This window comes from Armatimonadota bacterium (assembly GCA_031459765.1).
Classification (GTDB): domain Bacteria; phylum Sysuimicrobiota; class Sysuimicrobiia; order Sysuimicrobiales; family Kaftiobacteriaceae; genus Kaftiobacterium; species Kaftiobacterium secundum.
Genome location: JAVKHY010000006.1, coordinates 86811 through 110560, shown reverse-complemented (window position 1 = coordinate 110560; position 23750 = coordinate 86811). Strand labels below are relative to the sequence as shown.

General features: G+C 70.6%; 25 protein-coding genes. 7 read left to right on the top strand and 18 right to left on the bottom strand.

Annotated elements, in window-relative coordinates; translation table 11 throughout:
- Positions 1-79: 79 nt before the first annotated feature.
- Together QN141_09080 and QN141_09075 are read left to right on the top strand one after the other, a co-directional pair.
- Positions 80-292: a hypothetical protein gene (locus tag QN141_09080; GenBank protein ID MDR7558630.1), complete on the top strand. Its 213-nt coding sequence runs from the start codon at positions 80-82 to the stop codon at positions 290-292.
- Positions 289-675 carry a cupin domain-containing protein gene (locus QN141_09075; GenBank protein MDR7558629.1) on the top strand — a complete coding sequence of 129 codons (387 nt, stop codon included), beginning with the start codon at positions 289-291 and terminating at the stop codon, positions 673-675. Before QN141_09080 ends, QN141_09075 begins: the two co-directional genes overlap by 4 nt.
- A 17-nt stretch (positions 676-692) precedes the next feature.
- On the opposite strand, the gene QN141_09070 is transcribed toward QN141_09075, so the two are convergent.
- From QN141_09070 to solA, 7 genes are all read right to left on the bottom strand, one after another.
- Entirely contained in the window at positions 693-1625 is a 933-nt protein-coding gene (locus QN141_09070; protein ID MDR7558628.1) for a cobalamin-binding protein, read from the bottom strand.
- A gap of 50 nt (positions 1626-1675) precedes the next feature.
- On the bottom strand, positions 1676-2902 hold the full coding sequence (locus QN141_09065; GenBank protein MDR7558627.1) for a DEAD/DEAH box helicase: 1227 nt from the start codon (positions 2900-2902) through the stop codon (positions 1676-1678).
- 253 nt (positions 2903-3155) lie between these two features.
- Entirely contained in the window at positions 3156-3293 is a 138-nt protein-coding gene (locus QN141_09060) for a hypothetical protein (GenBank protein MDR7558626.1), read from the bottom strand.
- A complete protein-coding gene (locus QN141_09055; protein ID MDR7558625.1) occupies positions 3283-4020 on the bottom strand; it encodes a helix-turn-helix domain-containing protein in 738 nt (245 codons plus the stop codon). The genes QN141_09060 and QN141_09055 overlap by 11 nt, the downstream gene beginning before the upstream one ends.
- A 72-nt stretch (positions 4021-4092) precedes the next feature.
- Complete coding sequence (locus QN141_09050; protein MDR7558624.1) at positions 4093-4512, bottom strand: RNA-binding protein; 420 nt, start codon at positions 4510-4512, stop codon at positions 4093-4095.
- Positions 4513-4538: 26 nt separating this feature from the next.
- Complete coding sequence (locus QN141_09045; protein ID MDR7558623.1) at positions 4539-5390, bottom strand: hypothetical protein; 852 nt, start codon at positions 5388-5390, stop codon at positions 4539-4541.
- 8 nt (positions 5391-5398) lie between these two features.
- Positions 5399-6538: an N-methyl-L-tryptophan oxidase gene (gene solA, locus QN141_09040; protein ID MDR7558622.1), complete on the bottom strand. Its 1140-nt coding sequence runs from the start codon at positions 6536-6538 to the stop codon at positions 5399-5401.
- 69 nt (positions 6539-6607) lie between these two features.
- Here solA and QN141_09035 point away from each other — a divergent pair, with 69 nt between their 5' ends.
- The 4 genes from QN141_09035 (at position 6608) to QN141_09020 (ending at position 12152) form a co-directional block, all read left to right on the top strand.
- The gene (locus tag QN141_09035; GenBank protein ID MDR7558621.1) at positions 6608-8863 is read left to right on the top strand and encodes a DEAD/DEAH box helicase; all 2256 of its coding nucleotides are present in this window, start codon (positions 6608-6610) and stop codon (positions 8861-8863) included.
- A gap of 108 nt (positions 8864-8971) precedes the next feature.
- Positions 8972-9682, top strand: a complete 711-nt coding sequence (locus QN141_09030) for an ImmA/IrrE family metallo-endopeptidase (protein ID MDR7558620.1) — start codon at positions 8972-8974, stop codon at positions 9680-9682.
- Between the two features lie 335 nt (positions 9683-10017).
- A complete protein-coding gene (locus QN141_09025) occupies positions 10018-11001 on the top strand; it encodes a GNAT family N-acetyltransferase (GenBank protein MDR7558619.1) in 984 nt (327 codons plus the stop codon).
- A gap of 32 nt (positions 11002-11033) precedes the next feature.
- A complete protein-coding gene (locus QN141_09020) occupies positions 11034-12152 on the top strand; it encodes a C45 family peptidase (GenBank protein ID MDR7558618.1) in 1119 nt (372 codons plus the stop codon).
- Here the strand turns inward: QN141_09020 and QN141_09015 are convergent, their stop codons facing one another.
- From QN141_09015 to QN141_08980, 8 genes are read right to left on the bottom strand one after another with little or no spacing between them, the layout of a single operon-like run.
- Positions 12153-14024, bottom strand: coding sequence for a TRAP transporter fused permease subunit (locus QN141_09015; protein ID MDR7558617.1), 1872 nt, complete (start codon positions 14022-14024; stop codon positions 12153-12155).
- A 21-nt stretch (positions 14025-14045) separates the two neighbouring features.
- On the bottom strand, positions 14046-15035 hold the full coding sequence (locus QN141_09010) for a TAXI family TRAP transporter solute-binding subunit (GenBank protein MDR7558616.1): 990 nt from the start codon (positions 15033-15035) through the stop codon (positions 14046-14048).
- 2 nt (positions 15036-15037) lie between these two features.
- Positions 15038-16036 carry a LacI family DNA-binding transcriptional regulator gene (locus QN141_09005; protein MDR7558615.1) on the bottom strand — a complete coding sequence of 333 codons (999 nt, stop codon included), beginning with the start codon at positions 16034-16036 and terminating at the stop codon, positions 15038-15040.
- Between the two features lie 53 nt (positions 16037-16089).
- The gene (locus tag QN141_09000; protein ID MDR7558614.1) at positions 16090-17004 is read right to left on the bottom strand and encodes a TIM barrel protein; all 915 of its coding nucleotides are present in this window, start codon (positions 17002-17004) and stop codon (positions 16090-16092) included.
- Between the two features lie 32 nt (positions 17005-17036).
- Complete coding sequence (locus QN141_08995) at positions 17037-18140, bottom strand: alcohol dehydrogenase catalytic domain-containing protein (GenBank protein ID MDR7558613.1); 1104 nt, start codon at positions 18138-18140, stop codon at positions 17037-17039.
- 4 nt (positions 18141-18144) lie between these two features.
- Positions 18145-19320, bottom strand: coding sequence for a Tm-1-like ATP-binding domain-containing protein (locus QN141_08990; GenBank protein MDR7558612.1), 1176 nt, complete (start codon positions 19318-19320; stop codon positions 18145-18147).
- A gap of 3 nt (positions 19321-19323) precedes the next feature.
- Positions 19324-19932, bottom strand: a complete 609-nt coding sequence (locus QN141_08985; GenBank protein MDR7558611.1) for a class II aldolase/adducin family protein — start codon at positions 19930-19932, stop codon at positions 19324-19326.
- 7 nt (positions 19933-19939) lie between these two features.
- Entirely contained in the window at positions 19940-20851 is a 912-nt protein-coding gene (locus QN141_08980; GenBank protein ID MDR7558610.1) for a creatininase family protein, read from the bottom strand.
- An 87-nt stretch (positions 20852-20938) separates the two neighbouring features.
- Here QN141_08980 and QN141_08975 point away from each other — a divergent pair, with 87 nt between their 5' ends.
- A complete protein-coding gene (locus QN141_08975; GenBank protein ID MDR7558609.1) occupies positions 20939-21694 on the top strand; it encodes a sulfite exporter TauE/SafE family protein in 756 nt (251 codons plus the stop codon).
- A 29-nt stretch (positions 21695-21723) separates the two neighbouring features.
- On the opposite strand, the gene QN141_08970 is transcribed toward QN141_08975, so the two are convergent.
- From QN141_08970 to QN141_08960, 3 genes are read right to left on the bottom strand one after another with little or no spacing between them, the layout of a single operon-like run.
- On the bottom strand, positions 21724-22074 hold the full coding sequence (locus tag QN141_08970) for a 4a-hydroxytetrahydrobiopterin dehydratase (GenBank protein MDR7558608.1): 351 nt from the start codon (positions 22072-22074) through the stop codon (positions 21724-21726).
- A gap of 41 nt (positions 22075-22115) precedes the next feature.
- Positions 22116-23111: a Gfo/Idh/MocA family oxidoreductase gene (locus QN141_08965; GenBank protein ID MDR7558607.1), complete on the bottom strand. Its 996-nt coding sequence runs from the start codon at positions 23109-23111 to the stop codon at positions 22116-22118.
- Entirely contained in the window at positions 23108-23734 is a 627-nt protein-coding gene (locus QN141_08960) for an exopolysaccharide biosynthesis protein (protein ID MDR7558606.1), read from the bottom strand. Before QN141_08960 ends, QN141_08965 begins: the two co-directional genes overlap by 4 nt.
- Positions 23735-23750: the final 16 nt, after the last annotated feature.

The following is a 23750-nucleotide window of genomic DNA, read 5'->3' as shown; positions in this document are numbered from 1 at the left end:
TGGTATTCGCCGGGGAGGATGTGCCCCCTACGGCGCGTAGACTGAAAGGGCACAGACCGTCGCCGACAGGAGGCGTCTCATGGCGACACGCGAGCCGGCGTTTGCTTCGCCCGATGAAGAGCGGGACTACCTAACCCGGGTGAAAGGCGAACTCGACGCCGCCCGGACGAAGGAGGACGTCGTCCGGGTGTGGCGCGCCCACTACCTCAGGATCGGCCACCGCAAACTCGGCCGGCTGCTGCTGGGCCGGTCGGTGGATGAGGTGATGCGGGGGCGGGGGGCGGCGTCGTGATCGAGGTGGTGAAACCCCAGCGCGAGCGGGCCGGGCCCCCGGACCGGCCGGAGTATTTCTCCGGCCGCGTCCGGCTGCACCACCTGGTCCGTCCCACCGATCCCGGCAGGGTGGAGCTGATCGGCGTCTTCTTCGAGCCCGGGGCGCGGACCATCCCCCACGTGCACTCCACCGACCAGGCGCTGTATGTGCTGGAGGGCGAGGGCATCGTGGCCACGGAGCACGAGCGGCGGATCATCCGCCCCGGCGACGTCGCCGTCATCCCGGCCCACACCTGGCACTGGCACGGGGCGACGCGGACCAGCGCCATGCTGCACCTCTCCATGCGTCCCGCGGGTCCCACCGACTGGACGGTCGAGAAGAAGAACTGGGACGACTACTGATCGGCCGCGCGCCGAGGCTACCGGCGTGAGTTGCTGGCGGCGGGCCGCCACTCCTCGACGCTGTGAGGGGGGAGCGGAACTGGGAAACGGTCCGGATGCAGGATCGCAGCGAGGATCTCCAGCCCGGTCACGATGCGTGGGCCGGGGCGGTTGAAGTACGCCGACGCATCGGTCAGGTAGACGCGCCCGGCGCGGACGGCGGAGAGCGCCTCCCACCCCGGACGGGTTGTCAGCAGGTCCAGCTCCCGGCGCGTCCGCGGGATGTCGAAGCCGCAGGGCATCAGGACGATCACGTCGGGCTGCGCTGCCACGACCTGATCCCACTCGACCACAAAGGAGGGCTCTCCCGCGCGGCCGAGGACGTCGTGTCCTCCCGCGACCTCCACCATCTCGGGCACCCAGTGTCCGCCGACGAAGATGGGCTCCAGCCACTCGAGGCAGGCCACGCGCGGTCGCGTCGTGCCGGCGACCGCGCGCGACACGGCATCGATCCGCTCCTGCAGGCCGTCCACGATGGCCCGGGCCTGGGTGCTCGTGCCCGTCAGGTCTCCCACCAGCTGAATGTTGGCCAGGATATCCCGGAGCCCCCGTGGTTCCAGAGAGACGATCCCGGGTTTGGCGTCCAGGATCTTCGCCGCCTGCTGCACCAGCGAGTAGGAAGGCGCGCAGACCCGGCAGAGCTCCTGGGTCAGGATGAGGTCGGGCCGCAGCCGGGCGAGCTGCGCCTCGTCCAGATGATACACGCTTCGGCCGCGGTGCACCTGCTCGCGGATGCGGGCGTCGATGACGGCGCTGGGCAGATCGCCCGTCACGACGGCCTCGCTCAGGACCGGACGGTTGCGGATCTCCGGCGGATAGTCGCAGTCGTGGGAGATCCCGACGAGGGAGTCGGCCAGGCCGAGGGCGCAGACGATCTCGGTGGCGCTGGGCAGCAGGGAGACGATGCGCATCCCAGCGCCATCCTACCACGCCCGCCCGGCGGCGGTGGCACCCGCAGGCGTCAGGTGTAGAGATTCAGCGGGTGGCGCCGGAACGACGGACCGAGGGTGCGGCGCAGCTGATCGAAGATCTGGAGATCGTGCTGGCCGATCAGCGTGATCGCCGTCCCCGCGCGGCCGGCGCGGGCGGTGCGGCCGACGCGGTGGATGTAGGTCTCCACGTCCTCCGGCGCGTCGAAGTTGATCACGTGGGAGATCTCCGGCAGATCCAATCCCCGTGCCGCGACGTTGGTCGCCACCAGGATGGGCGTGCGCCGCTCCTCGAAGTCGCGCAGGGCCCGCAGCCGCGCGCTCTGGCGCATCCCCCCGTGCAGCACGCCGACCCGGTGGTGGCGACCCAGCTGGGTGGCCAGCCGGTCCGCCCGGTGTTGGGTCCGCCGGAAGACCAGGGCGCTGCGAATCGCCTCGTCCTGCAGCAGTCGGCGCAGCGCTCTGACCTTGTCCTCCTCCGCGACCTCCACGTAGAACTGCTCCACCGTCTCGACCGTCGGTGCCGGCGCCGCGACCTGGACCGCGACCGGATGCCGCATCTGCCGGTCGGCGATGGTCCGGACCGCGGCGGGCATCGTGGCCGAGAACAGCGCCGTCTGGCGATGAGCCGGCAGCGCGCGGAGGATCTGCGTGACGTCGGGCAGGAAACCCATGTCCAGCATGCGGTCTGCCTCGTCGAGGACGACCAGCCCGACGGCGCCGAGGGTGACGGTGCGCCGCCGCAGGTGGTCCAGCAGCCGGCCGGGTGTGGCGATCGCCGCCTGCGGATGGCGCCGGAGGTCGGCGAACTGCCGCTCGATGGGCTGCCCGCCAAACAGGGTGACAACCCGGAGGTGGCGGTATCGCCCCAGAGCGCGGACTTCATCGGACACCTGGAGGGCGAGTTCCCGCGTGGGAACCAGCACCAGGGCCTGCAGATCGCGCGCCTGCGGGTCGATCCGCTCGACGAGCGGGATCCCGAAGGCCCCGGTCTTGCCGGAGCCGGTCTGCGCCTGGCCGACCAGGTCCCGTCCCTCCCTCAGGAGCGGGATGACCTGCTCCTGGATCGGTGTCGGCTGGGTCCAGCCAAGCTCGTGAACCGCCCGGAGGACATCGGGGCGCAGCTCCAGGCGGCCGAAGCTGCGACCGCCCGATGCGGCCGGCGGGGCCGTCGCCTCCGCCGTGGACGGGGATCCGCTCTGGGGCGCGTGGTGGGGCGCCCGCTGCGGTCGGTGTCGTACGACCTGTGGTGTCTGCATAACAAAAAAGCCTCCTTCGCGTCCGGGGAGCGCCCGGACCGGCCCGAGGATTCGGGCCGACGAATTGTGCCGGCATCTGCGTGTGTCTCGCCAGCACCAATCCGTCCGAGGAAGGCTCGCGACACACCGCGAGGGATGCCGGATGCGCATCCCTCGCTCAACGCATCTATGACGACTTGCTTAGTGTAGCAGAGCGCCGCCTGGCCGTCAAACCCGTGTACTGCCTCAGTAGATGCGAGACACTTTGCCTCCTTCACGGGTGATCGGCCTGCCAGCGCGTCACAAACTCGTTCGGGGTAAGATACCCGAGCGCCTGGTGGGGCCGGAGCCCATTATAGACCGCCTCGTGCTCCCGCAGCAGCGTATTGTGGGCGACCAAGTCATCGGGCACCCACCTTGCCATTCAAGCGGGGACTGCGCGGGGGCAGGACGTAGAGCGCGATCCCCAGGGCCTGACAGGCCCGCTCGAAGTTGGCCTTGAATTCCGAGCCCCCATCGATCTGGAGGGCCCGGATGGGGACGCCCATCCGCGGCAGTTCGTGGCGCAGCAAGTCCTCGGCCGCCGCGCTGTTGCCCCGCTTGTAGGCGGCGACCACATCTTTGCGACTGACGACATCGCGGGCGGTGATGTGCACCCGCGGACAGCCCGGATAGAGCGTGATGGGCGTCGTGTCGATCTGGACCAGATCGCCCGGCGCCCGCGGGAGGTAGCCCCACGGCATCCGCCGCGCGTAGCGCCGCTGCAGGCGCGCCCGCCGGCGCCGTTTGTGGATCGCCGCTCGCACCAGGGGCGGTTCCTGCAGTTGCCCCTTCGCGCGCAGGCGGGTCAGCACCCGCCCCACCGTCGCGTGCGCGACGCGATAGTCCTCGCGCTGCAGCAGCACGGCCAGCTTGCGGTCCCCCCAGCGGGGGTAGGCCTCGCGCAGCGCCCGGATCCGGGCCACCAGCTCCGGCGACGTTTGGGGCTGGCGCACCCGTGTGGGGCGCCGCGTGCGCCGGTCATCCGGCGACGGGCCTCGGGGGACAGCTCGGGCGCCACCCGCAGGTGCCGGACCTGGGGCAGGATGATCTCTTGGACATTCATGGGGCCAGTGTAGCCCCGACGGACGGGTTTGCAGCGGTGTTTGTGGCGGAGCACCCTCACTCAGGGTGTCTCGGATCTATCTGAGGCAGCGCAACCCAAGGCGATTTCAGTAGCGCTCGCGGTGCCATCCCCGGCCGCCGCGGCGTCCGCCGCCACCTGCGGAGCCCCGTCCGCTGCCGCGGCGACCGCGTCCACCGCCGCCCGGTCCGCCTCTGGCGTCGCGTCCGAGTCCTCCGCCGCCGGCGTCGCGTCGGAAGCCGCCGCTCGGCCCCCGGCGCTCACCGCCGAAGGACGGCTGGCGCGGACGAGCCTCGCTGACCACCAGGGCGCGGCCGCCGTGCTGCCTGCCGTTGACCTGCGCGATCGCGTCCGGCGCCCGCTCCTCGGGAACTTCCACGAATCCGAAACCTCGTCCGCCGATGAGCTGGACGGCGCTGACCGGTCCGAAGGGCTCGAACAACGTCCGGAGGTCCTGCTCGCCGACATCGTAGGGCAGGTTCCCCACGTACAACCGCTTCGTGGCCATCTCCTCCTCGATCCTCCGCGGGCCGCCTAGCCTCGGCGGGCCCGCAGGCGTCCGTTCTGTGCAGCGGGTCCTGGAAGGCGCAGTGTCTGGCGCAGACGATCCAGGCGCGGGAGCGACCGGTCGGCGTCCCGATAGGCGAAGCGCACCACACGCGGCGCCGCCCGACCGGTGTAGGTGAGCCTGCCGGTGCCGCGCCGGATCACCAGTGTGCCGCGACCGTCGACGTGAGGTCGAAGGGCCTCGCGCAGCGCGGCGAGGAAGGTCGGGGGCCCCTCGAAAACCACCCTGCGGATGGCCCCCACGGATCCCGGGGTCGTCCGGCCGCCGAAGGGCGGCGTGCCCCGTCCCCCCTCGAGATATCCGCGGACGAAGTGGGGGAGCAGGGCTGCCGGGATGAAGTGGAGGGGTACCGAGTCGGCCCGGCTGCCGTCCGGAATCCCCCAGTGCAGGAGCAGCCGCCCCAGGGCGCGATCCCGGATGTAGGCCTGCAGTCCGCGCGCGCTGCTCTGGCAGAACTCGCAGCCGGGATGCCGGTCGGTCAGGTCGGCCAGCATCCGCTCCACGTGGGGGATGTCTCGTGGGTCGAGGTCGATGACCACCGTGGGAGTCGGCCCGTCGTAGACGGCGCCGCAGGCGGCCACGTAGCCCACCCAGTACAGCAGGGTGGCATCCCGCTGGTCGGCCCGCCGCTGGGCGAGGCTGTACGGGTCCGGCAAGGCACCCGGACTCCCGTCCCGGCGAAGCGCCGTGGTCACGGTGTACACCGGAAGCGAGAGCTTCTCGGCAATCTGGGCCGGAGCCAGACCCGCGGCAAAATCGGACTGAATGCGATACAGGAGAACGGGATCCCGCCGCGGGGAAGGGCGGGTGGAAGCCATTGCCTACACTATACCATGAATCGGTCGAGGCGGAACAGGTCGATTCGGTGACGGGTGCGGCCGTCGACGGCCAGGTCGGCCAAAATCTCCCCCACCACCGGGGCAAACTTGAAGCCGTGTCCCGAGAAGCCGCAGGCCAGGATCACCTGGGGGTGGCGGGGGTGGCGATCGATGATGAAGTGGCCGTCCGGGGTGTTCGTGTACATGCAGGTCACGGCCTGCCGCAACTCCCCGGCCAGGCCGGGCAGGGTGTGCGCCAGGATCTCCCGCATGCGGGAGACCTCGTCGGCCGAGACATCGCGGCGGATGTCCTCGGGGGTGCAGATCTCGCCGCTGTGGTGGTGGGCGACCTTCACCCCGTCGTCGCCGAGCCGGGGGAACCCGTAGATGAAGGCCTCCCGTCGGTACTCGTAGATGTACACGGGCAGGCGGTGCGGGGCGAACAGGGCGGGATCGGCCGGCTGGAACCAGTACATCACGTTGCGCTCGACCTGTAGCGGCAGCCCGAGGTCGGTCAGGACCTGCGCGGCCCACGGGCCGGCGGTGACGACCAGATGGTCTCCGCCGTAGACGCCGCGGTCTGTCTCAACCTCCACGCCGCCGTCGCGGGGATGCCAGGCCAGGACCCGCTCTTCCGTCCGGAGGCGCGCCCCGTGGCGCAGGGCGCCCCGCAGGTGCGCCAGGACACCGGCCTCCGGGAAGAGGACCCCGGCACGGGGCTCCCAGACCGCCGCGGCGTCGTCCCGGACCTGGAACACCGGGTAGCGGGCCCGCAGCCCGGCGCTGTCCAGCACCTCGTGGTCCAGATCGTGGGTGCGGGCGCTGGCGAGCGCGCCCTGTACCAGGGCGCCGTCGTGCGGACCGATCATCAATCCTCCCGTGGGCAGGAAGAGGCGGGATCCGTCCTCCGCCTGGAGGGCGGCCCAGAGCTCGTAGGCGCGCCGGACCAGCGGGACGTAGTCCGGGTGTTCGAAGTAGGCCTCCCGGATGATCCGGGAGCGGCCGTGGGAGGAGCCGCGGTCGTGCCCGGGAGTGAACTGCTCGAGCCCGATCACCTGTCGGCCGCGGCGGGCCAGGTGATAGGCGGCCGCGCTGCCCATGGCTCCCAGGCCGAGGACGATGACATCGGCGGTCCCGTCGCGGTTCATAGAAGTCAAGTAACAATCAGTATGCGTCGCACTGGTGCCGAGGAGATGCATCCGCTATCATGAGGGCACATGGCGCGATCGCGACTCGCCGTCCGACAGACCATTCGACGTCCCACCTCCGGCAAACTCCGCGCCATTCTCGAAGACGTCGGCACGCCGCCGGCCGCCCCCTTTGTCCCCGCCCCCTTCCAGGAAGCCGCACTGGCCGCCGTGCGCACCGGCGATGTCCTGGTCGCGGCGCCGACGGGCAGCGGGAAGACGTGGATCGCCGAGCAGGCGATGGCGGAGGTGCTGGCCCGGGGCGGACGCGCCTGGTATACCACGCCGCTCAAGGCGCTGTCCAACCAGAAGTTCCACCGGTTCAGCGGTCTGTACGGTCTGGAGTCCGTGGGCCTGCTCACCGGCGAGCGCCGCATCAATGCCCAGGCGCCCATTATCGTCGCCACCACCGAGATCCTCCGCAACGCGCTCTACGGTGTCTCCGCCGCGCCGGACCTGATCGTGCTCGACGAGGCGCACTACCTGGCCGATCCCGAGCGGGGCACGGCGTGGGAGGAGATCCTCATGCTGGCCCCCAGGAGCAGCCGTCTGCTGCTGCTCTCCGCCACCTTCCCCAACGCGGAGACCGTCGCCTCCTGGCTGACCGAACTCCGCGGCGCGCGGCCCGAGGTGATTGTGGAGCGCCTGCGTCCGGTGCCGCTGCGCTACATCCTCGCCGACGGCCGGGGCCGGCTCATCCCGCCCGATGCCCTGGGGCACCTGCCGCCGGGCGGCCGGACGGCCGGGTGGCTCCCCTCGCTGCTGCGCGACCTCGAGCATTACCGGCTGCTCCCGGTGATCCTCTTCTACCCGTCGCGCCGGCAGTGCGACGAGGCGGCGCGGGAACTGGCCTCGCTGCGGGCCTTCGGGCCCGAACTGCGCGCGGCGGCGATGGCCCGGTGGGAGAAGGACTACCCCCTGCTGCGGCAGCACCCCTTCCGCAACGCACTGATCGATGCCGGGATCGCCCCGCACCATGCCGGTCACACCACGGCCTGGCGCCTCGCCGTCGAAGATCTGCTCAGCCGCGGGCTCATCCGCGCGGTGTGCGCCACGACGACGCTGGCCAGCGGGCTGGACGTGCCGGCCCGGACGGTGGCGCTGTCCACGCTGGTGCGGAACAGCCCGGAGGGTCCCGTGTCCCTGACGCCCACCGAGTTCCACCAGATGGCGGGACGGGCCGGCCGCCGGGGCAAGGACACCATCGGGATCGTCGTGCTGCCGGCCACCTCCCGGGAGGAGGCGCGCGAGGGTCTGGCCCTGATCGACGCGGAGCCGGAGCCCGTGCTGTCGGCGTTCACGCCGGGCTATGTGCAGGTCCTCAACCTGCTGCGCCGCTGCACGCTCCGGGAAGCCCAGCAGGAACTGGGCCGGTCCCTGGCCGCCTACGAGCGGCGGGACGAGGTGGTGCGCCTGCGGCAGGCCATCGCCTCGATTCCTCCCGACGACCTGGCCGGCCGGCCCTGCGACGACCGGCTCATCACGCGGGGCCGCTACGAACGGATGCGCGACCGGCTGGCGCGGATGCGGCGGCGCGACGCGCACCTGCCTGTGGAGGAGCTTGCCGCCCAGGAGCAGGAGCTCGAGGCCTGGCCCTGCGCCCGCTGCCCGGTGGAGTCGCGGTGCCTGGCGACGATCGAAGCGCTGCGGGCCCGGGAGCTCCGCCGTTCCGCCCTGCGGCAGGCGCTGCACAACGTGGAAGGGTCCCTCATCGACGAGTTCACCCGGCGCGCCGCGGTGCTGCGGCAGCTGGGCTACCTGGATCCGGAGTACCGCCTCACGGCGGACGGCCGGTGGGCGGCGGAACTGCGCCATCCGCGCATCCTGATCCTGGCCGAGGCCGTGCGCCGCAGCCTGATCGGGGCGTCCACCGCAGCCTGGGCGGCCGTAGGGGGCGCGCTGGCCACCGAACGCGCTCCGCGTCGCGGGGGAGAAGCCGGACTGCAGCCGCTGGCACGCCTGGCGAAGGAACTCGCCGACCTCGAGCGCCGCCAGGCCCTCCCGGCGGATCCGGTGGTCGCCCAGTTCGAGCCCGAATGGGACCCGGTCTCGCGGCGCCGTCTGCCGTCGCCGGCCGACCGGCGGGCCGACGCCGTGGTCGCCTGGATGCGCGGCGCGGACTGGATGCAGCTGAGCCGCGCCAGCCAGACCGAAGAAGGCGACCTGCAGCGGGTCATCCTGCAGGCCGCGGAGGTCCTGATGCAGCTGGAAGGGCTGCCCTTCCCGGACGTGCGGGCCGCCGCGCGCGACGCGCGGATGCGCCTGCTGCGGCCCCCCGTGATCTAGTCGGGCCGACACGCAGTCGGTCCGGCCGCGTGCGTTCGGCAGGAAGGTCCGCCGCAGGTACCTAATCCCAACTCGCCCATGCGTGCCTGTCCGGTTTGCGCCTCGGAGATGTCGCCGCGGTTCGCCAGCGAGTGCGAGCCGCCGATCGCCTGGTCGTGCCCGGAGTGCGGGCTCTTCCAGCTGGAGAGCAGCGGTCGCCCGTTCAGCCCCGAAGAGCGGGCGGCGATCGCTGCGCTCGGCGCGGCCGCGCCGGTGCCGGCCCGACCTCCCACCCCGCGCCGTTCCCGTGCGGCGCTGCAGGCACGCCAGCTGCTGGAGGCGTTTCCCACCCGGATTCCCGTCGACGTCGAAGGGCTGGCCGAAGCGCTGGGCTATCCGGTGCGCTGGCGGGCGCTGCCGGCCGGCCAGCGCGGCGGCATTGAAGGCGGGCCGGACCGGCCTGTGCTGGTGCTGAACCGGGAGTACCCCTTCCGCAGCGATGCGGAGCGGCGGTGGGCCGTCGCCGAGGAGCTGGCGCACGCGGTCCTCGGGCATTCCGCCCTCGTGGCCAGCGAGGCGCCGGGGCAGCCGCCGGTGATCCGCGAGCCGGCCCGCGCCCTCCAGGAACGTGAAGCCCGGGTCTTTGCCGCGGAGCTGCTCATGCCGGCCGGCGCGGTGCGCCGGGCCTTCGAGCAGGCCCAGACGAGCATCCTGCGCGCCCTCGGTCCGGAGGAGCGGGCCCGGGCCGTGGACCGCGTCGTCGGCGACCTGGCGGAGCAGTTCCGCGTCTCCCGGCAGGCGATGCGCCTCCGGCTCACCGAACTGGAGCTGCTGTTCTGATTGACGCCCCCGGCGAAGTGTGCTAGCCTCATGGGCGTTTGAGCAGGCAGGTGACGTCCATGATGAAGATCCGACAGCGTTGTGCGGCGCGGCGTTCCGGTCCACCGCAGGACCGGCTCGGCGCCCATGGGCGTCAGATCGTCAGGGGTATGCCTGTGTAGGTCTCCCGTTCTTCCGACGCCTGTGCGGCGCAGAGCCGACAACGCTCTGCGCCGTTTGTTTTCGAGGCCACAGGGTGGAGGGAGAAGCCATGCACTGGCGATCAACGCCAAGTTGGGCTTTCGTCCGGCAGCCGGCCTGGGTGACCTTCGTCAAGGAGTTCGAGGAGGGCCTCGATGGCACAGATCGCTGAGCACGTGGACATTCGGCCACTTTGCGACGCGGACTTTGCGGCGGTGGCGGAGATCTACCGGGCCAACTTCCCCGACGTACCGCTGTCGGCCGCGGAGGTCCGCGACCGCTATCGCCGCTTCGACGAGGCGCGGTTCGTCCGGGAGTGGGTCATCGCCGAGGAGCGGGGGCGGGCCGCCGGCTACGGTTTCCACGCGCACCTGCCCTGGTCGTTTCATCCCGACAAATACCAGCTCTTCGTCGCCGTCCATCCCCAGGCGCACCGCCGGGGGATCGGCACCGCGCTGATGCGCCACCACCTGCGCCGTCTCGAAGAGCGGGGGGCGAGGCGCGTCAAGTCCTGGGCCCGGGAAGATTACGCGCACGCCGTGGCCTTTCTCCGCGGGTTCGGCTTCGACGAGTACGCCCGGGTCTTCGAGTCCCGGCTAGCCGTGACGGCGGTGGACCTGGCCCCCTTCGCCGCCTCCACCCGCCGGGTTGCGGAGGCCGGGGTAACCATCACCACGCTCAAGGACGAGCTCCGGCGCGACCCGCAGTGCCTGGGGGCGGTGTACCAGGCGCACGGCACCCTGGACCTGGGCGCGCCGCGCGAGGATCCCGATCTCCCCACCCCGCCGTCCTTCGAGCGGTTCGTGGACGATGAGGTCCGCCATCCGCAGGCGCTGCTCGACGCGTTCTTCCTGGTCAAGAAGGGCGACCTCTACGTGGGGGAGAGCGCGCTCAAGCGCAGCGAATCCGACCCGGGCGTCCTGTGGCAGCAGCTGACCGCCGTGCTCCCGGAGTACCGGGGCCTGGGGATCGCCACCGCGCTCAAGCTGCGCACCGTGGAGTACGCGCAGGTCATGGGCTATCGGGAGATCCGTACCTTCAACAGCAGCCGCAACGCCCCGATGCTGGCGATCAACGCCAAACTGGGGTTCGTCCGGCAGCCGGCCTGGATCGACTTCCTGCGCGTGCTGCGGGCATGAGTTCGCCCTTCGGAGGGCGAAAGGACGGTCTCGTGTCCGGGCTGCCCATCGTGGAGCTCCCCGGCGAGCCCCACGCCGACGGCGTGGCCCACGGCGCAGCCTGCGCCGCGGCCATCGCGGACAACCTGCGCATCTACTACGACCGCTTCCGCCGCGAGGCGCGCCTCACGCTGCAGGAGACGCGCGACCGGGCGCGGATGTACCTGGCGGTCATCGACCGCGTGGAACCGGACTACGGGGCGGCGATGCGGGGGATCGCCGAAGGCGCCGGGATCTCCCTGGATGACGTCGCGGTGCTGAATGCGCGCTACGAGCTCCTCTACAGCCAGTACTCGACCATCAACCGGGCCGAGGCGACGTCCTGCGGCATTCCTGCCGGAGGGTGCACGGCCTTCGCCGTGACGCCGGAGGCCTCGGCCGACGGCCACCTCTACCTCGGGCAGAACTGGGACTGGTTCCCCGCCGTCCGCGGGGTCCTGCTGCGACGGCGGACGGGCGCCACCGCGGTAGTGGCCTTCACCGAGGCGGGGATCGTCGGCGGCAAGATCGGCATGAACGGCCACGGCCTGGGACTGGTGATCAACGGCCTGCTCAGTTCCCGCGACGATTGGCGGCAACTGCGCACGCCCTTCCACGTCCGCACCTGGCGCGTCCTGCACGCGCGCTCGCTGCGTGACGCGGTGCAAGTGGTGACGGACGAACCGCGCTCCTGCTCGGCCAACTTCCTGATCGGTCAGGCCGACGGTGCGGCGGAGGTGGTGAATGTCGAGGCGGCCCCGGAGGCCGCCTGCGCGCTGGCCCCCCACGACGGGGTGCTGGCCCACGCCAACCACTTCGTCGATCCCGACCGTCTGAAGATCTGGCAGCCGCTGGCGGAGGAGAAGACCTCGACCTACCACCGCGCCCGGCGGATGCACCGCCTCCTCGTCGAGGGGGCGCGGCGGCGCGCGTTGAATGCCCGGACCTTGATGGAGATCCTGCGCGACCACGAGGGGCGACCGGAGTCGCTGTGCCGGCATCCCAATCCCGCCCTCCCGGAGGAGGAGCGGGTGGAGACGGTGGTCTCGGTGGTCGAAGATCTCACGGCACGCCGGCTGTATGTGGCGTCGGGGACGCCGTGCACGCAGCCCTACCAGGAGATCCCGCTCTAGCTACCCGCCGCCTCCGGCTTCGGCCGGTCGCGGCTCCCCCCGGCCTCTGGCCGCCGAGCGCAGCAGAACCAGCACGCATACCGCGAGCCCGGCCAGCGATGGGGCCATCCCGGGCTGGAACAGGAGCGCCGCCCCGACGATCAGGGCAAGGCGTTCGACGGCGTGGAGGCGGCGGGTCAGGAATCCCATGACGCCTGCCGACAGGAAGACGATGCCCACCGCCGCCGTGGCGATGTGCAGCACCATGTCCGAGGCCCTGCCGATGAGGAGCAGGGTCGGCATGAAGATGAAGCCGAAGGGCACGAGATAGCCTGAGAGCGTGAGCTTCATGCCGTGGAGGCCGGTTTCCATCCAGTTCGACCCGGCGATGGCAGACGCCGTGAACAGGGCCATGCCCTCGGGCGGCGTGATCGTCGCCAGCACCGAGTAGTAGAAGATGAACATATGGGCGGCGAGCGTCGGCACCCCCACCTGCTCAAGGGCCGGCGCGACCGTGGCCGCGGCGATGAGGTAGGCGGCCGTGGTGGGTAGCGCCAGGCCGAGGATGAGGGTCGCGGCCACCACGAAGAGGAGGACAATCAGCGTGTTGCCGCCGGCCGCGGCGACGGCCAGGCTCGAGAACTTCAGCCCGATCCCGGTGAACACGATCATCGAGTAGATCAGCGCCGAGGCGGCGGTGCCCATGGCCGCCTCCAGCGTCTTCGTGCCCCCTTCGGCCAACGCGCCATAGACGGTTCCCAGGCTCATCCGCGTCTCGCGATGCCCGAGCGACGTCAGGATCGTCAGCACGACCACCAGGGCCGCGGCGCGTGGCGCGTGCCAGCCTCCGATCACGAGCCAGATCAGCGCCGCGAAGGGGATGAGCAGGTGTCCGCGTCGGCGCAGCGCCCGGGGGATGGTCATGAACCCCTGGTTCAGTTCCTCACGGCTGAACCCGCGCAGCCCCGCGGCCCCCGCCCAGAAGTACACGGAGGCGCCGATGCCCAGGTAGTAGAGCGCAGCCGGAACGAGGGCGGCCACGGCGATCTGGGCATAGGGCACGCGGATCAGCTCAGCCATGATGAAGGCGGCCGCTCCCATGACCGGAGGCATGAGCTGCCCACCCGCGCTGCTGGCCACTTCGACCGCGCCGGCCCAGGCCGGCGGAAAGCCGTACCGTTTCATCAGGGGGATGGTCACCGATCCCGTGATGGCGACGTTGGCCGGGGCCGAACCCGAGACCATGCCGAAGCCCAGGCTGCCCAGCACGGAGACCTGCGCCGGCCCGCCGCGGATCCGACCGGCCACCCGCATGGCGAAGGCGTTGAGCAGATCGGCGAGGCCGGATTTCATCATGACCTGCCCCAGGACGATGAAGACCAGGATGTAGGTTGCGGCGACACCTACCGGCAGGCTCCACATCCCGTCGGAGGTCAGGTACAGATAGCCCAGGATGTCCTGGATGGTGAAACCCGCATGCCCCCACCTCCCGGGGATGAACGCGCCGCCCACGGCGTAACCGATCATGACGAAGACCAGGATCGGCAGAGTCCAGCCGATGGTCCGGCGGGTGGCCTCGAGGATGAGGACCAGGGCGACGACCGCCAGGACGATCTGGTTGCTCCGCGCGATTCCGCCCTGGTAGGCGATCGTGTCGGCGTTGACGGCCACGTACCCCACGGAGAGGATGGTCAGGACGATCAGCAGCAGCTCGAGGGGCCGCATCCGCCCGCTTTTGGCCATGGCCTCGAGGAAGATCAAGACCAGGGCGAACAGCACGAAGAGCGGCCGTTCGACGAGCAGATCCAGCCCCGCCCGCCAGGCCTCAACGAGGAAGACGAGCGCGAAGATGAACGCTGCGGCCCGGTAGATGCGGGTCAGGGTCTGGCCCATCGCCCGGCCTCTGACCGCCGCCTACTTGGGCAGGTCCGCCGGCGGCAGCATCTCGGGCGGGATCCGCAGCCCCGCCTCGCGGTAGTAGCGCAACGCCCCGGGATGCAGCGGATACAGGGTCTGCAGCACCGTGCGGAGGGTCATGCTCTCGGCTTCCTTGTAGATCTTCACCACCGTGGCAAAGTTGGCGTAGACGGTCTTCGTGATCTGGTAGACGAGGGTGCTGTCCAGGTCGTGTCGCGCGGCCATCACCGCCCAGGGGGCCATGACCCGGGCCTTCCCCGCGCCCCGATAGGACGACGAGAAGTCGGCCTCGGTCACCGGGATCTGCGGGAGGCGCTCCTTGAGCAGGGCCACCTCCTCATCGGTGAAGGACAGGACGCGGACCGGGTGCTTCAGCGAGACCTCGTTGTAGGCCGGGGCGATGCCGCCGGCGACGACCGCGTCCACCTCGTCGTTTTGCAGCGCACTGGCCGCCTCACCGTGGGGGTAGTGGTAGACACGGCTGGGCCGCACCCGCAGCACCTCGAGCAGCCGCGTCCCGAGCTGATCGGCCAGGGACCCGCGGGTCAGGACGTTGATGCGCTTGCCGTTGAGATCCGCGAACTTTGTGATCCCCGAACTCTGCTTCACGATGAAGTGCACGTACTGGGCGGGCACGGTCGGGTACATCTGCAGCGGGAACTTCTTGGCCTCGGCGTACGGACCCTGACGCTTGAGCACCTGAAATCCGTCGGTGCTGACGATCACGGCAATGTCGCCCAGCCCGCTGGCCAGGCGCAGGGCGTTGGCCCCCAGCCCCGGGGTCGCCTGCACGGTTCCCTGGACCACCGTGCTCATGTGCTCCGACATGATCTGGCCCAATCCGGCCGCCTGGAGATACGGACCGCCGCCGACGATCCCTCCCAGGATCGTCACCCGGACCTGGGCCTGGGCCATGCCCGCCGCCCAGACGCCCAGCATGGCCACCACTGTGCACGCCAACATCCACCGCAGAGCACCGCTGCGCACGGCTACCCCCTCCTCGATTTGAGTGGTGCTGTCGATTCCCGAATTCGCAGTTCGCACGGCAGGACGACGGAGGCGGTGCGGCGGCCTTCCAGAGCGGCCGCCAGCAGGGCCGCCGCCCGGTACCCGAGGTCACGGCTGGGCACCGCCACGGTCGTCAACGCGGGGATGGTGTACGACGCGAGGGGCGTGTCGTCGAAGCCCACGACCGACACATCGTCGGGCACGCGCAGCCCCACTTCATGCAGGGCTCTGATCGCCCCGATCGCCACCTGGTCGTTGGCGGCCAGGATCGCCGTGGGCCGGCGGGGGGCCTGAAACGCCGCGCCCACGGCGGCCCCCACCTGCCGCGGGGTGAAGCCCACTTCGATGATCAGCCCGGGGTCCACCGGGATGCCCGCGCCCTCCAACGCCCGGCAGTAGCCCCGGCGCCGGTCGGCGGCGGTCAGCGAGGCGGCCGGTCCGGCCAGGTGGACGATGCGCCGGTGCCCGAGGGCAATCAGATGCCCGGCGGCCAGCGCGGCGGCCTCCTCGTTGTCGATACGGACCGAGGGGAACCGGACCCGGTGCCGGCCGATCATGACCACCGGGAGATCGCCGCCGATGATCTCCGACTCCTCGCGGCCGAAGGATCCGCCGACGATGATCAGGCCGTCCACACGGCGCTCCATCAAGGCGCGCAGGTATCGGCGCTGCTTCTCCGGGTCGCGATCGGTATTGCAGAGGATGACGGTCCGCCCGGTCGGCTCCACGGCGTCCTCGATCCCGCGCAGGGCCGCCGCGTAGTAGGGATTCGAGACGTCCGGAATGAGGACGCCCAGCGCGGCGGTCTGCTGGGTCAGCAGGCTCCTGGCCAGGAGGTTCGGGATGTAGGCGAGCTTCCGCGCCGCCGCCAGCACCCGCCGCCGACCCCCGGCGCTCACCGGATGGCTGCTCTGGTTCAACACGCGCGACACGGTCGCCGGCGAGACCCCGGCGTGGCGGGCCACGTCGAGGATCGTCACGATCCGGCGCCGCGCGGACGCCCGGCGACGGCGACGGTGCGTGGGAGGGGCCGTCAGGCCAGGGCCCATGCCTCTGCCATCACCCGCTTGGTGCCGGCGATGATCAGCTCCGAGCGCTCCCCGGCCACCAGCGGCCGGACCTCGGCGCTGCACACCGGGCGGTCCACGGGGTTGAAGAACCCCTGATCGAGCAGCAGCCGGAAGAACGCGCGCACGTCGTCGACGGTGACCTCGCTGTCCGGAAAGCCAAACCGCGGCTGCAGGTCGCCATAGGCGACGTGCCGCCGGTCCCGGAGATAGGCGTTGCCGATGTGCACATGCACCAGGTAGGGCCGCAGCGCGGGAATGACCACCGCAGGGTCTTCCTCCAGGAGCGAGAAGTGCGAGAGATCCACCAGGAGGCCGAACGTCGGGAAGGATTGGCGCACGGCCCGCACGACGTCGAGGGCGTCCTGGTAGGGGCCGACCAGGAACTCCTTGTCGATCGCCCGGTCGAAGATCTTCAGGGTGAGGCCCGGGTTGTTCTGCCCCTGGGCAAACTCGCAGATCTCCAGGAGGGAGTCGACCAGGATCTTCTTCGCCTCCTCCCTGCGCTGCGGCCCGGGATCCTTGCCGGAGAAGACCCGCACCCACCGCGCACCGAGGTGCGCGGCCTCGCGGATGCAGTTCTTCATCTGGTTCACCGCCCGCCGGCGGGCCTCGGGGTCCAGGGCGTTGATGTTCAGCTTCTGGCTGAACATCGCCGGCTGTGCGCCATAGCAGACCTCGACATGGCTTTGCTCCAGGATCCGTCGGGCCTCATCCCGCACCAGCGGATCCTTGATCCAGCCGACCTCGACCGCGCTGAAGAAATCGTCCTCGCAGATCTTCGACAGGCTCTCGAGGATCGGCCCGGTGCCCTGCTCCAGCGGGAACGCCTTGAAGCTGACGATGCCGGGCCGCATGTACTTCTTCATCGGTGCGTCCATGACGCTCTCCCCCTTCGGGCCGCGCCTGCGGTCTACGGCGTGACCACGACTTTGATCGCCTCCTCGATGCGCTTCTCGAACGTTTCAAGCGCCCTGGGCAACTCGTCCAGGGTGAAGCGATGGGTGATGAACGGCCGGCCGGAGATCTTCCCCTGCGCCATCAGGGCCAGCCCCCGTTTCGTCGCGCTGTTTCCCTCCCCGCGGATCCCGTACATGTAGATGTTGTTGCGCACCATGTAGGCGGCGTCGAGCTGCACCGGATCGCTGGCATACGCGGCGAGGCAGATCCGCCCTCCCCGCTTGGTGCAGTACAGGGCCTGATTGACCGCCTCGGGCGATCCCGAGCACTCCATGACGAGGTCGACCCCCAGCCCGCGGGGCGTGAGCGCCTTGACCGTCTCCACCAGCGGGCGCTCGCGCACGTTGATCACGTGGTCGGCCCCGAGGTCCCGGCCGAGCCGGAGCCGGCTCTCGCGGGTACCGGCCAAGATAACCTCCGCGCCCAGCGCCTTGCCGCAGGCGACGGTCATCAGGCCGATCGGCCCCGGCCCGATGACCAGCAGGGACTCCCCGGCGATGAGGCCCCCCAACACGTCGAGCCCGTAGATCGACGTCCCCGCGGTGACGGCCAGGGTCGCCTCATCGAACGGGATGTGCGCAGGCAGGGGGAAGACGGTGTTGATGTGATTCACCGCGTACTCGGCGAACGCTCCGTCGGTGGTGAAGCCGTTGGCGCGATGGCCCTTGGCCCGGTACGAGTAGTTCAGGCAGGACGTATACATCCCGTGGCGGCAGCGCTCGCACCGGCCGCAGCCGGCATGGACCTCCACGATCACCCGATCTCCGACCGCAAACTCGTCGACCCCCGGGCCGAGCTGGGCAACGGTGCCGACGTACTCGTGGCCGATGACGTGGCTGCCGTTGAACGGCAGCTGCCCCTCGATCATCGCCGGCAGTCCTTTCCGGTAGATCTCGATGTCCGTGCCGCAGATCGCCACCGCCTCCACCTTGATCAGGACCTCGGCCGGCCCGGGCGCCGGCACCGGTTTGACCACGGGCCGCAGGTCCCCCGGCCCGAACAACGCCCAGGCCCGCATCTGTGCAGGAATATTGCGGGGCGTCTCTCTCACCAGCATGGGATCACCTCCCCAGCCACTGCCGCAACAGCTGCACCACCTGATCGGCGACCGGCGGGTCATTGATCGCCGCTTCCATCGCGATGTACTGCACGGGGGCGTCGCGGAGCCCCTCGCGCAGGGCGATCCGAAAAGCTTCGTTGGCCGACGCATCCCACAACGGGCCGCCGCGGCGCCCGACCTGGGACCATCCCTCCAGGGGATCGATGAAGGCCACCGGCCCGCGCGCCTCCCGCAGGCGCCTGGCCATCGTCTCGCCGGCGCGGCGCAGCTCGTCCGCGGAGGCGCGGATGTTTGTGTTGTACGGGTTGTGCCGGTGGGTCGCCCGCCCGCGGTAGGCCGGCGGCACGCTGTCCGGCGGGCCGAACACGAGGAAATCGAGGCCTCCGGGCGCGACGACCTGAGGGATCCCGAGGCGGCCGGCCACGGTTAGCCGCCCGGGCCGCACCGGGGCATAGATGTCGTCTCCCACGACCTCGCCGAGCAGTTCGTGGGTGGCCAGATCCGCCACGGCGGCAAACATCCCGGTCTCCATCAGGGCCTCCATCGCCGTGCCGCCCGCCCCCGAAGCGTGGAAGGGGATGACCTCGAGGCCGGATTGGCCCAGGGCCTGGATGATGCGGCGCGCCGCCGGTTCCACATTCCCCAGGGCGGTCAGCGCCACCGCCGGCGTCGCGGTGGAGACGGTGCCGGCGGCCCGCGAGTCGATCATCGCCGCCATGATCGCGGCCGCCTGGGCGAGCACGGCGCGCGTCAGCCGGTTCGTGCCGCCGAGGAGGTCACCGACCGCCGGGATCATGACGATGTCGCTCGCCCCGATATAGGGACGGAGGTTCCCGGAGACGATCGTGGAGACGAGGACCTTGGGAACGCCGATCGGCAGGTCGCGCATGGCAATGGCCGCGGCGGCCGTGCCCTGGTTGCCGCCGATCCCGAGCACCCCGGCCAGGGCGCGCTGCCGGTAGAGTCCGTCGAGGATCCGGGCGGCCTCCGCTCCACCGGCGGCCATCGCCTCGTCCCGGCGCATGCTGGCGCGCGATCCCCTGATGCTGACATCGAGGAGACGGGGCTCATAGCCTCGGGCGGCGACCGCCTCCGCGAGGAAGGTGGCTTCCGGCTCCTTGGTGTCCAGCGTCGCGACGATGGCCACCACCCGCGGAGTCTGTGCCGCGCCGCCCACGATTCACCCCATCTGCCGAAGCCGATCGACGAGCAGGGCGGTCCGCGCCGCGTCTTCCAGATACTGACTGAGGTAGAACGCCTGACGCAGGTCCGGGCCCACGGTGACGCTGCCGTGCTCGGCCAGGATCGCGGCGACGATGGCCGGGTTGCTGAAGGCCTGCCCGACGAGGTCCGCCAGTTCCTGTGAGCCTGAGGGGGCAGGCCGGACCAGCGCGAGTTTGCCTCCCAGGAACGTCCGGGAGGCGCCCGTGAGCAGCGGCGGGAGCCGGTGGAGCGCCGCGAAGGCCAGGACGTGGGGAGGATGCAGATGGGAGACGGCGCCCACGTCGGGTCGCGCGCGGTAGATGGCGAGATGGAAGAAGCGTTCCTTGGACGGCCGACGCGGGCTCGCTTCGAGGACCCGCCCGGCGAGGTCCAGCAGCAGCGTGTCCTCCACGGTCATGTCGCCCATGGACACCCCGGTGGCCTTGATCACGATCCTGTCGCTGTCCGGGACCCGCACGCTGAGGTTGCCGCTGATGCCCAGGGTCAGGCCGAGGTCGAAGGCGCGGTGGGCCACGCGGACCAGCTCCGCCCGGAGTTCGTCCACGGTGAGATCGGAGGCGCCCATGACGGCGCTACTCGCTCCAGGCCCGCTCCGGATAATCGCGCTGCACGATCTCCACGGGGAAGGTGCGCGCTTCCAGCACAAAGTCGGCAAGGTGCCGGGCCATGCGGCGGAAGATCTCCTCGCCCTTCTCCGGGTTCGAACGGAAGGGATTGCCGATGACCGCGGTGTCCGAGTACTCGTGGTGCTCCATCGGGACCCAGATGTTCTCCGACTCCTGGAACACCACGGTCCCCGTGCCGTCCGTCTTCGAGAACTTCGGGCCCATCCAGCGCGGCGCGTGGGCCCGATCCTGGACGGCGACCTTCATGTTCACCAGGCCGGCGTGCACGGCCATGAGGCACGAGGTTTCCAGTTCGCTGCTGTGCCAGCCCGGCGTCTCCTCGGGCGGATTCTCGATGACCCCCCGCAGGACGTTCATCTCGCGCTCGGTGGGCGTCTTGTAGAAGGCCAGGAAGGCGCCGGTGCGGTATCGCAGCGCGCGCAGGACCTCGTCGATGGGCTTCGTGTTTGAGCCGTGGTGGCTGACAAAGATGATCCGGCTGAAGCCGTGGAAGATGAGGCTGCGGGCCACGTCGTGCAGGATCCGCCGGTAGGTCTCGGCACGCAGCGTGATCGTCCCCGCGCCCTCCTGCAGGCGTCCCATGTGGTGGGGGGAGTAGCCGAAAGGCATCAGGGGCGTGTACAGGCAGTCGGCGAGCTCGCTGGCCTGAACGACCGCGGTCATCGTGATGTAGCTGTCGGTCCCCAGCGGGATGTGGGCTCCATGCTTCTCCGTGCTGCCGATCGGCACCAGGATGATGTCCTGGCCCGGTTCGCGCAACCGCTCCGCCACCTCCGCATAGGAGAGGGCGAGGAGGTTGCGCTTGCGGCCCGCGGCGGGCACGTCGTGCAGGTAGAAGGATTCATAGGCCTTGTTCACTGGCAGCGCTCCCCTCAGGGAATTATGGAAAAGGGTTTCCATACGGCGAAGGCTTCCCCTGCCAGGCGGAGAAGTTGTGTTGCCGGGATGGACGACGCCCTCGCCCTGAATGCTCCGTTCGCTTTCGTCCTGCTGGTCATCGTCCTCGCCACCGCGGTGAAGGCGGCCCTGGGGTTCGGCTTTCCCCTCATCGCGGTCCCGCTGGCCACGCTGCTCGTCGGCCCCCGCAACGCCGTGCTGCTCATCGCCATCCCCGTGGTGGTCACGAACTTCACCATCCTCCTGCGCGGCGGCGGGACCTCCGGGGACTTCCGACGGTTCGGAGGCATGCTGCTGGCCGTCGTTGTGGGCACCCTGGCCAGCGCGCCGTTCCTCGGGCGACTCGACCCTGAGCTCCTCACGGCCGTGGTCGGAGCCACCGCGGTGGTGTTCGCAGGCCTTTCGTTCTGGGACCTGGTGCCCTCCGTCCCGCGGGAGCTCCAGCCGTATGCGGGGACCGCGGTGGGGTTGTTCGCCGGGCTGGTCGGGGGTGTGACCGGGATCTTCGCCCCGCCGATCGCCGCCTACATCCACACGCTGCGGGTGGACAAGCGGGTCTTCGTCTTCTGGTTGACCGCCTCGTTCATGCTCGGCGGCCTGACGCAGGCCGTGAGCTACTACCGTCTGGGGCTCTACACGCCGACCGTCGCCCTCTACGCGCTGCTGGCCTGCCTTCCGGCCCTGCTCGGCACGCGGATCGGGCTGTGGATCCAGGACTGGCTGCCGGCGGAGCTCTTCCGGCGCCTCGTACTGCTCCTGGTGCTCGTGACCGGGGTCAGCCTGATCGGGCAGTCCCTGCGCTAGCGGTCTGGTCCCGGTCGGCGGGTAGCTGATCAGGCGCGGGCGGCCGCGTACAGCCGATCGGTCTTCGCCGCCATGATGAAGTCGTTGCGGTGCAGGCCCCGGATTTTGTGCGTCCACCAGGAGACGGTGACCCGACCCCACTCCGTGAGGATGGCCGGGTGGTGGCCCTCCTCTTCGGCGATCCGCCCGACGCGGTTGGTGAACTCCAGCGCCTGGGCGAAGTCCTTGAAGGTGAACGTGCGCTGCAGGCGGGGGATGCCCTCCGGCGCGACGACCTGCCAGTCGGGCACCTGGGGCTGCATCTGCGCAATTTCCTCCGCCGTCATCGGGGGGTCGCCGCCCCGGCAGGGCACGCACCGCTGTCCGGCGAGTTCGGCCATCGTCGTCCCTCCCTTGCTCTCCTCTAACGCCTCGCGCCCGCTCATCCTTCCGCCACCTCCGCCGGCGCTCCGGTGCGGGCCGCGGCGGCCAGCGCATCCAGGGCCCGCATGTTGGCCACCGCATCCTGCGGAGGGTAGCGGGCGGGCGCGCCGGCCACCACCGCGGCGAAGTGCTCCACCATCAGCACGTACTGGTTGGTCCCCGGGATCTCGATCCGCTCCTCCGGCTCGCCGCGTGCTCGTCTGACGACGATCTCGGTGGCGTCCTCCTCGGGCTGGAACGGCCGGCGCAGGAGGAGGCTGCCCTCCGTGCCGACGACCTCGCAGACCTGACGGTAGGGCGCGCGCAGTCCGCAGTCCACCAGGGCCATGCGGCTGCCGTCGAAGCGCAGCGCGCCGGCCAGCCGCACGTCCACACCGCGCTCCTCCTCCGCCGCGGCGAAGGCCGTGCGAGGTTCGCCCAGGATGAGGCGCGCCACGTTCACGCAGTAGCAGCCGACGTCCAGCAGTCCTCCGCCCCCCAGCGTCGGCTCCAGCCGGATGTTGGGCCCCGGGCCGACTCCGAAGGTGAAGGCGGCCCGCACCAGCCAGGGTGGCCCGATCCCGCCGGACCGCACCAGCTCCACCATCCGCTCGATCTGCGGGTGGAAGCGGTACATGAAGGCTTCCATCAGCACGACCCGGGCCCGGGCGCAGGCCTCCACCGCCGCCCGCGCGTCGTCGGCGGTGATCCCGAGGGGCTTCTCGCACAGGACGTGCTTGCCGGCCGCCGCGGCCCGTTCGGTCCAGGTTCGGTGCAGGCTGTTGGGCAGCGGGATGTAGACGGCGTCCACCTCCGGGTCGGCCAGCAGCGCCTCGTAGGAGCCGTAGGCGCGCCTGAAGCCGAATCGCTCCGCCGCCTCCCGGGCCCGGCGCTCCTCGCGGCTGGCCACGGCCTGGAGCACGCCGGTCTGGGACCGGGCGATGGCGGGGATGAGTCGGCGTACGGCGATCGAGGCCACGCCGAGGACTCCCCAGCGCACCCGGGCGGCCGTCACAGTCGTCTCCGCAGCAGGTTGAACAACGCGTACAGGCTGCCCACCCCGAAGACGATGATGAGCGCCACGACCACGCCCAGCAGCAGTCCGGCCAGGAGGAAGACCGCGTCCCGGTTCAGCTGTCCGATGCCCAGCAGCAGCACGGCCACCGCCGGGAGGGTGTTGAGAAAGGGCACCGGACTGAGCAGGACGATCCCCAGGACCAGGACGACCGCCGCCACGGCGCGGGCCGTGATGCGGTCGTCAAGGAACAGCAGCCGCGGGCGCGAGAAACGCTCGATGCGGCGCAGCAGCGGCACTCCACGCTCGCGGAGGGCGGCGATGGTCCGATAGCTCAGCCGGTACCTCCGCAGCCGCGCGGGGAGCCAGGGTTCATTCAGGCCGATCAGCATCTGGACGGCCAGGATGATGTAGAGCAGGCCGATGAACGCGGCCGTACCCGGCGGAAGGACCGGGATGAGGGTGGGCAGGGCCAGAGCGATCATGAGCACTCCGAAGCCGCGGCGCGCCAGGCGATCGAGGAGCTCTCCGAGGGTGACGTCTTCGTCGGCGACCGTTTCCGCCAGAATCGCCGACAGCGGGACCTCGCCATGGACGGTCATCGTGTGGTGGAGAGTTTCCACGGAGGGCCCGGAGGCC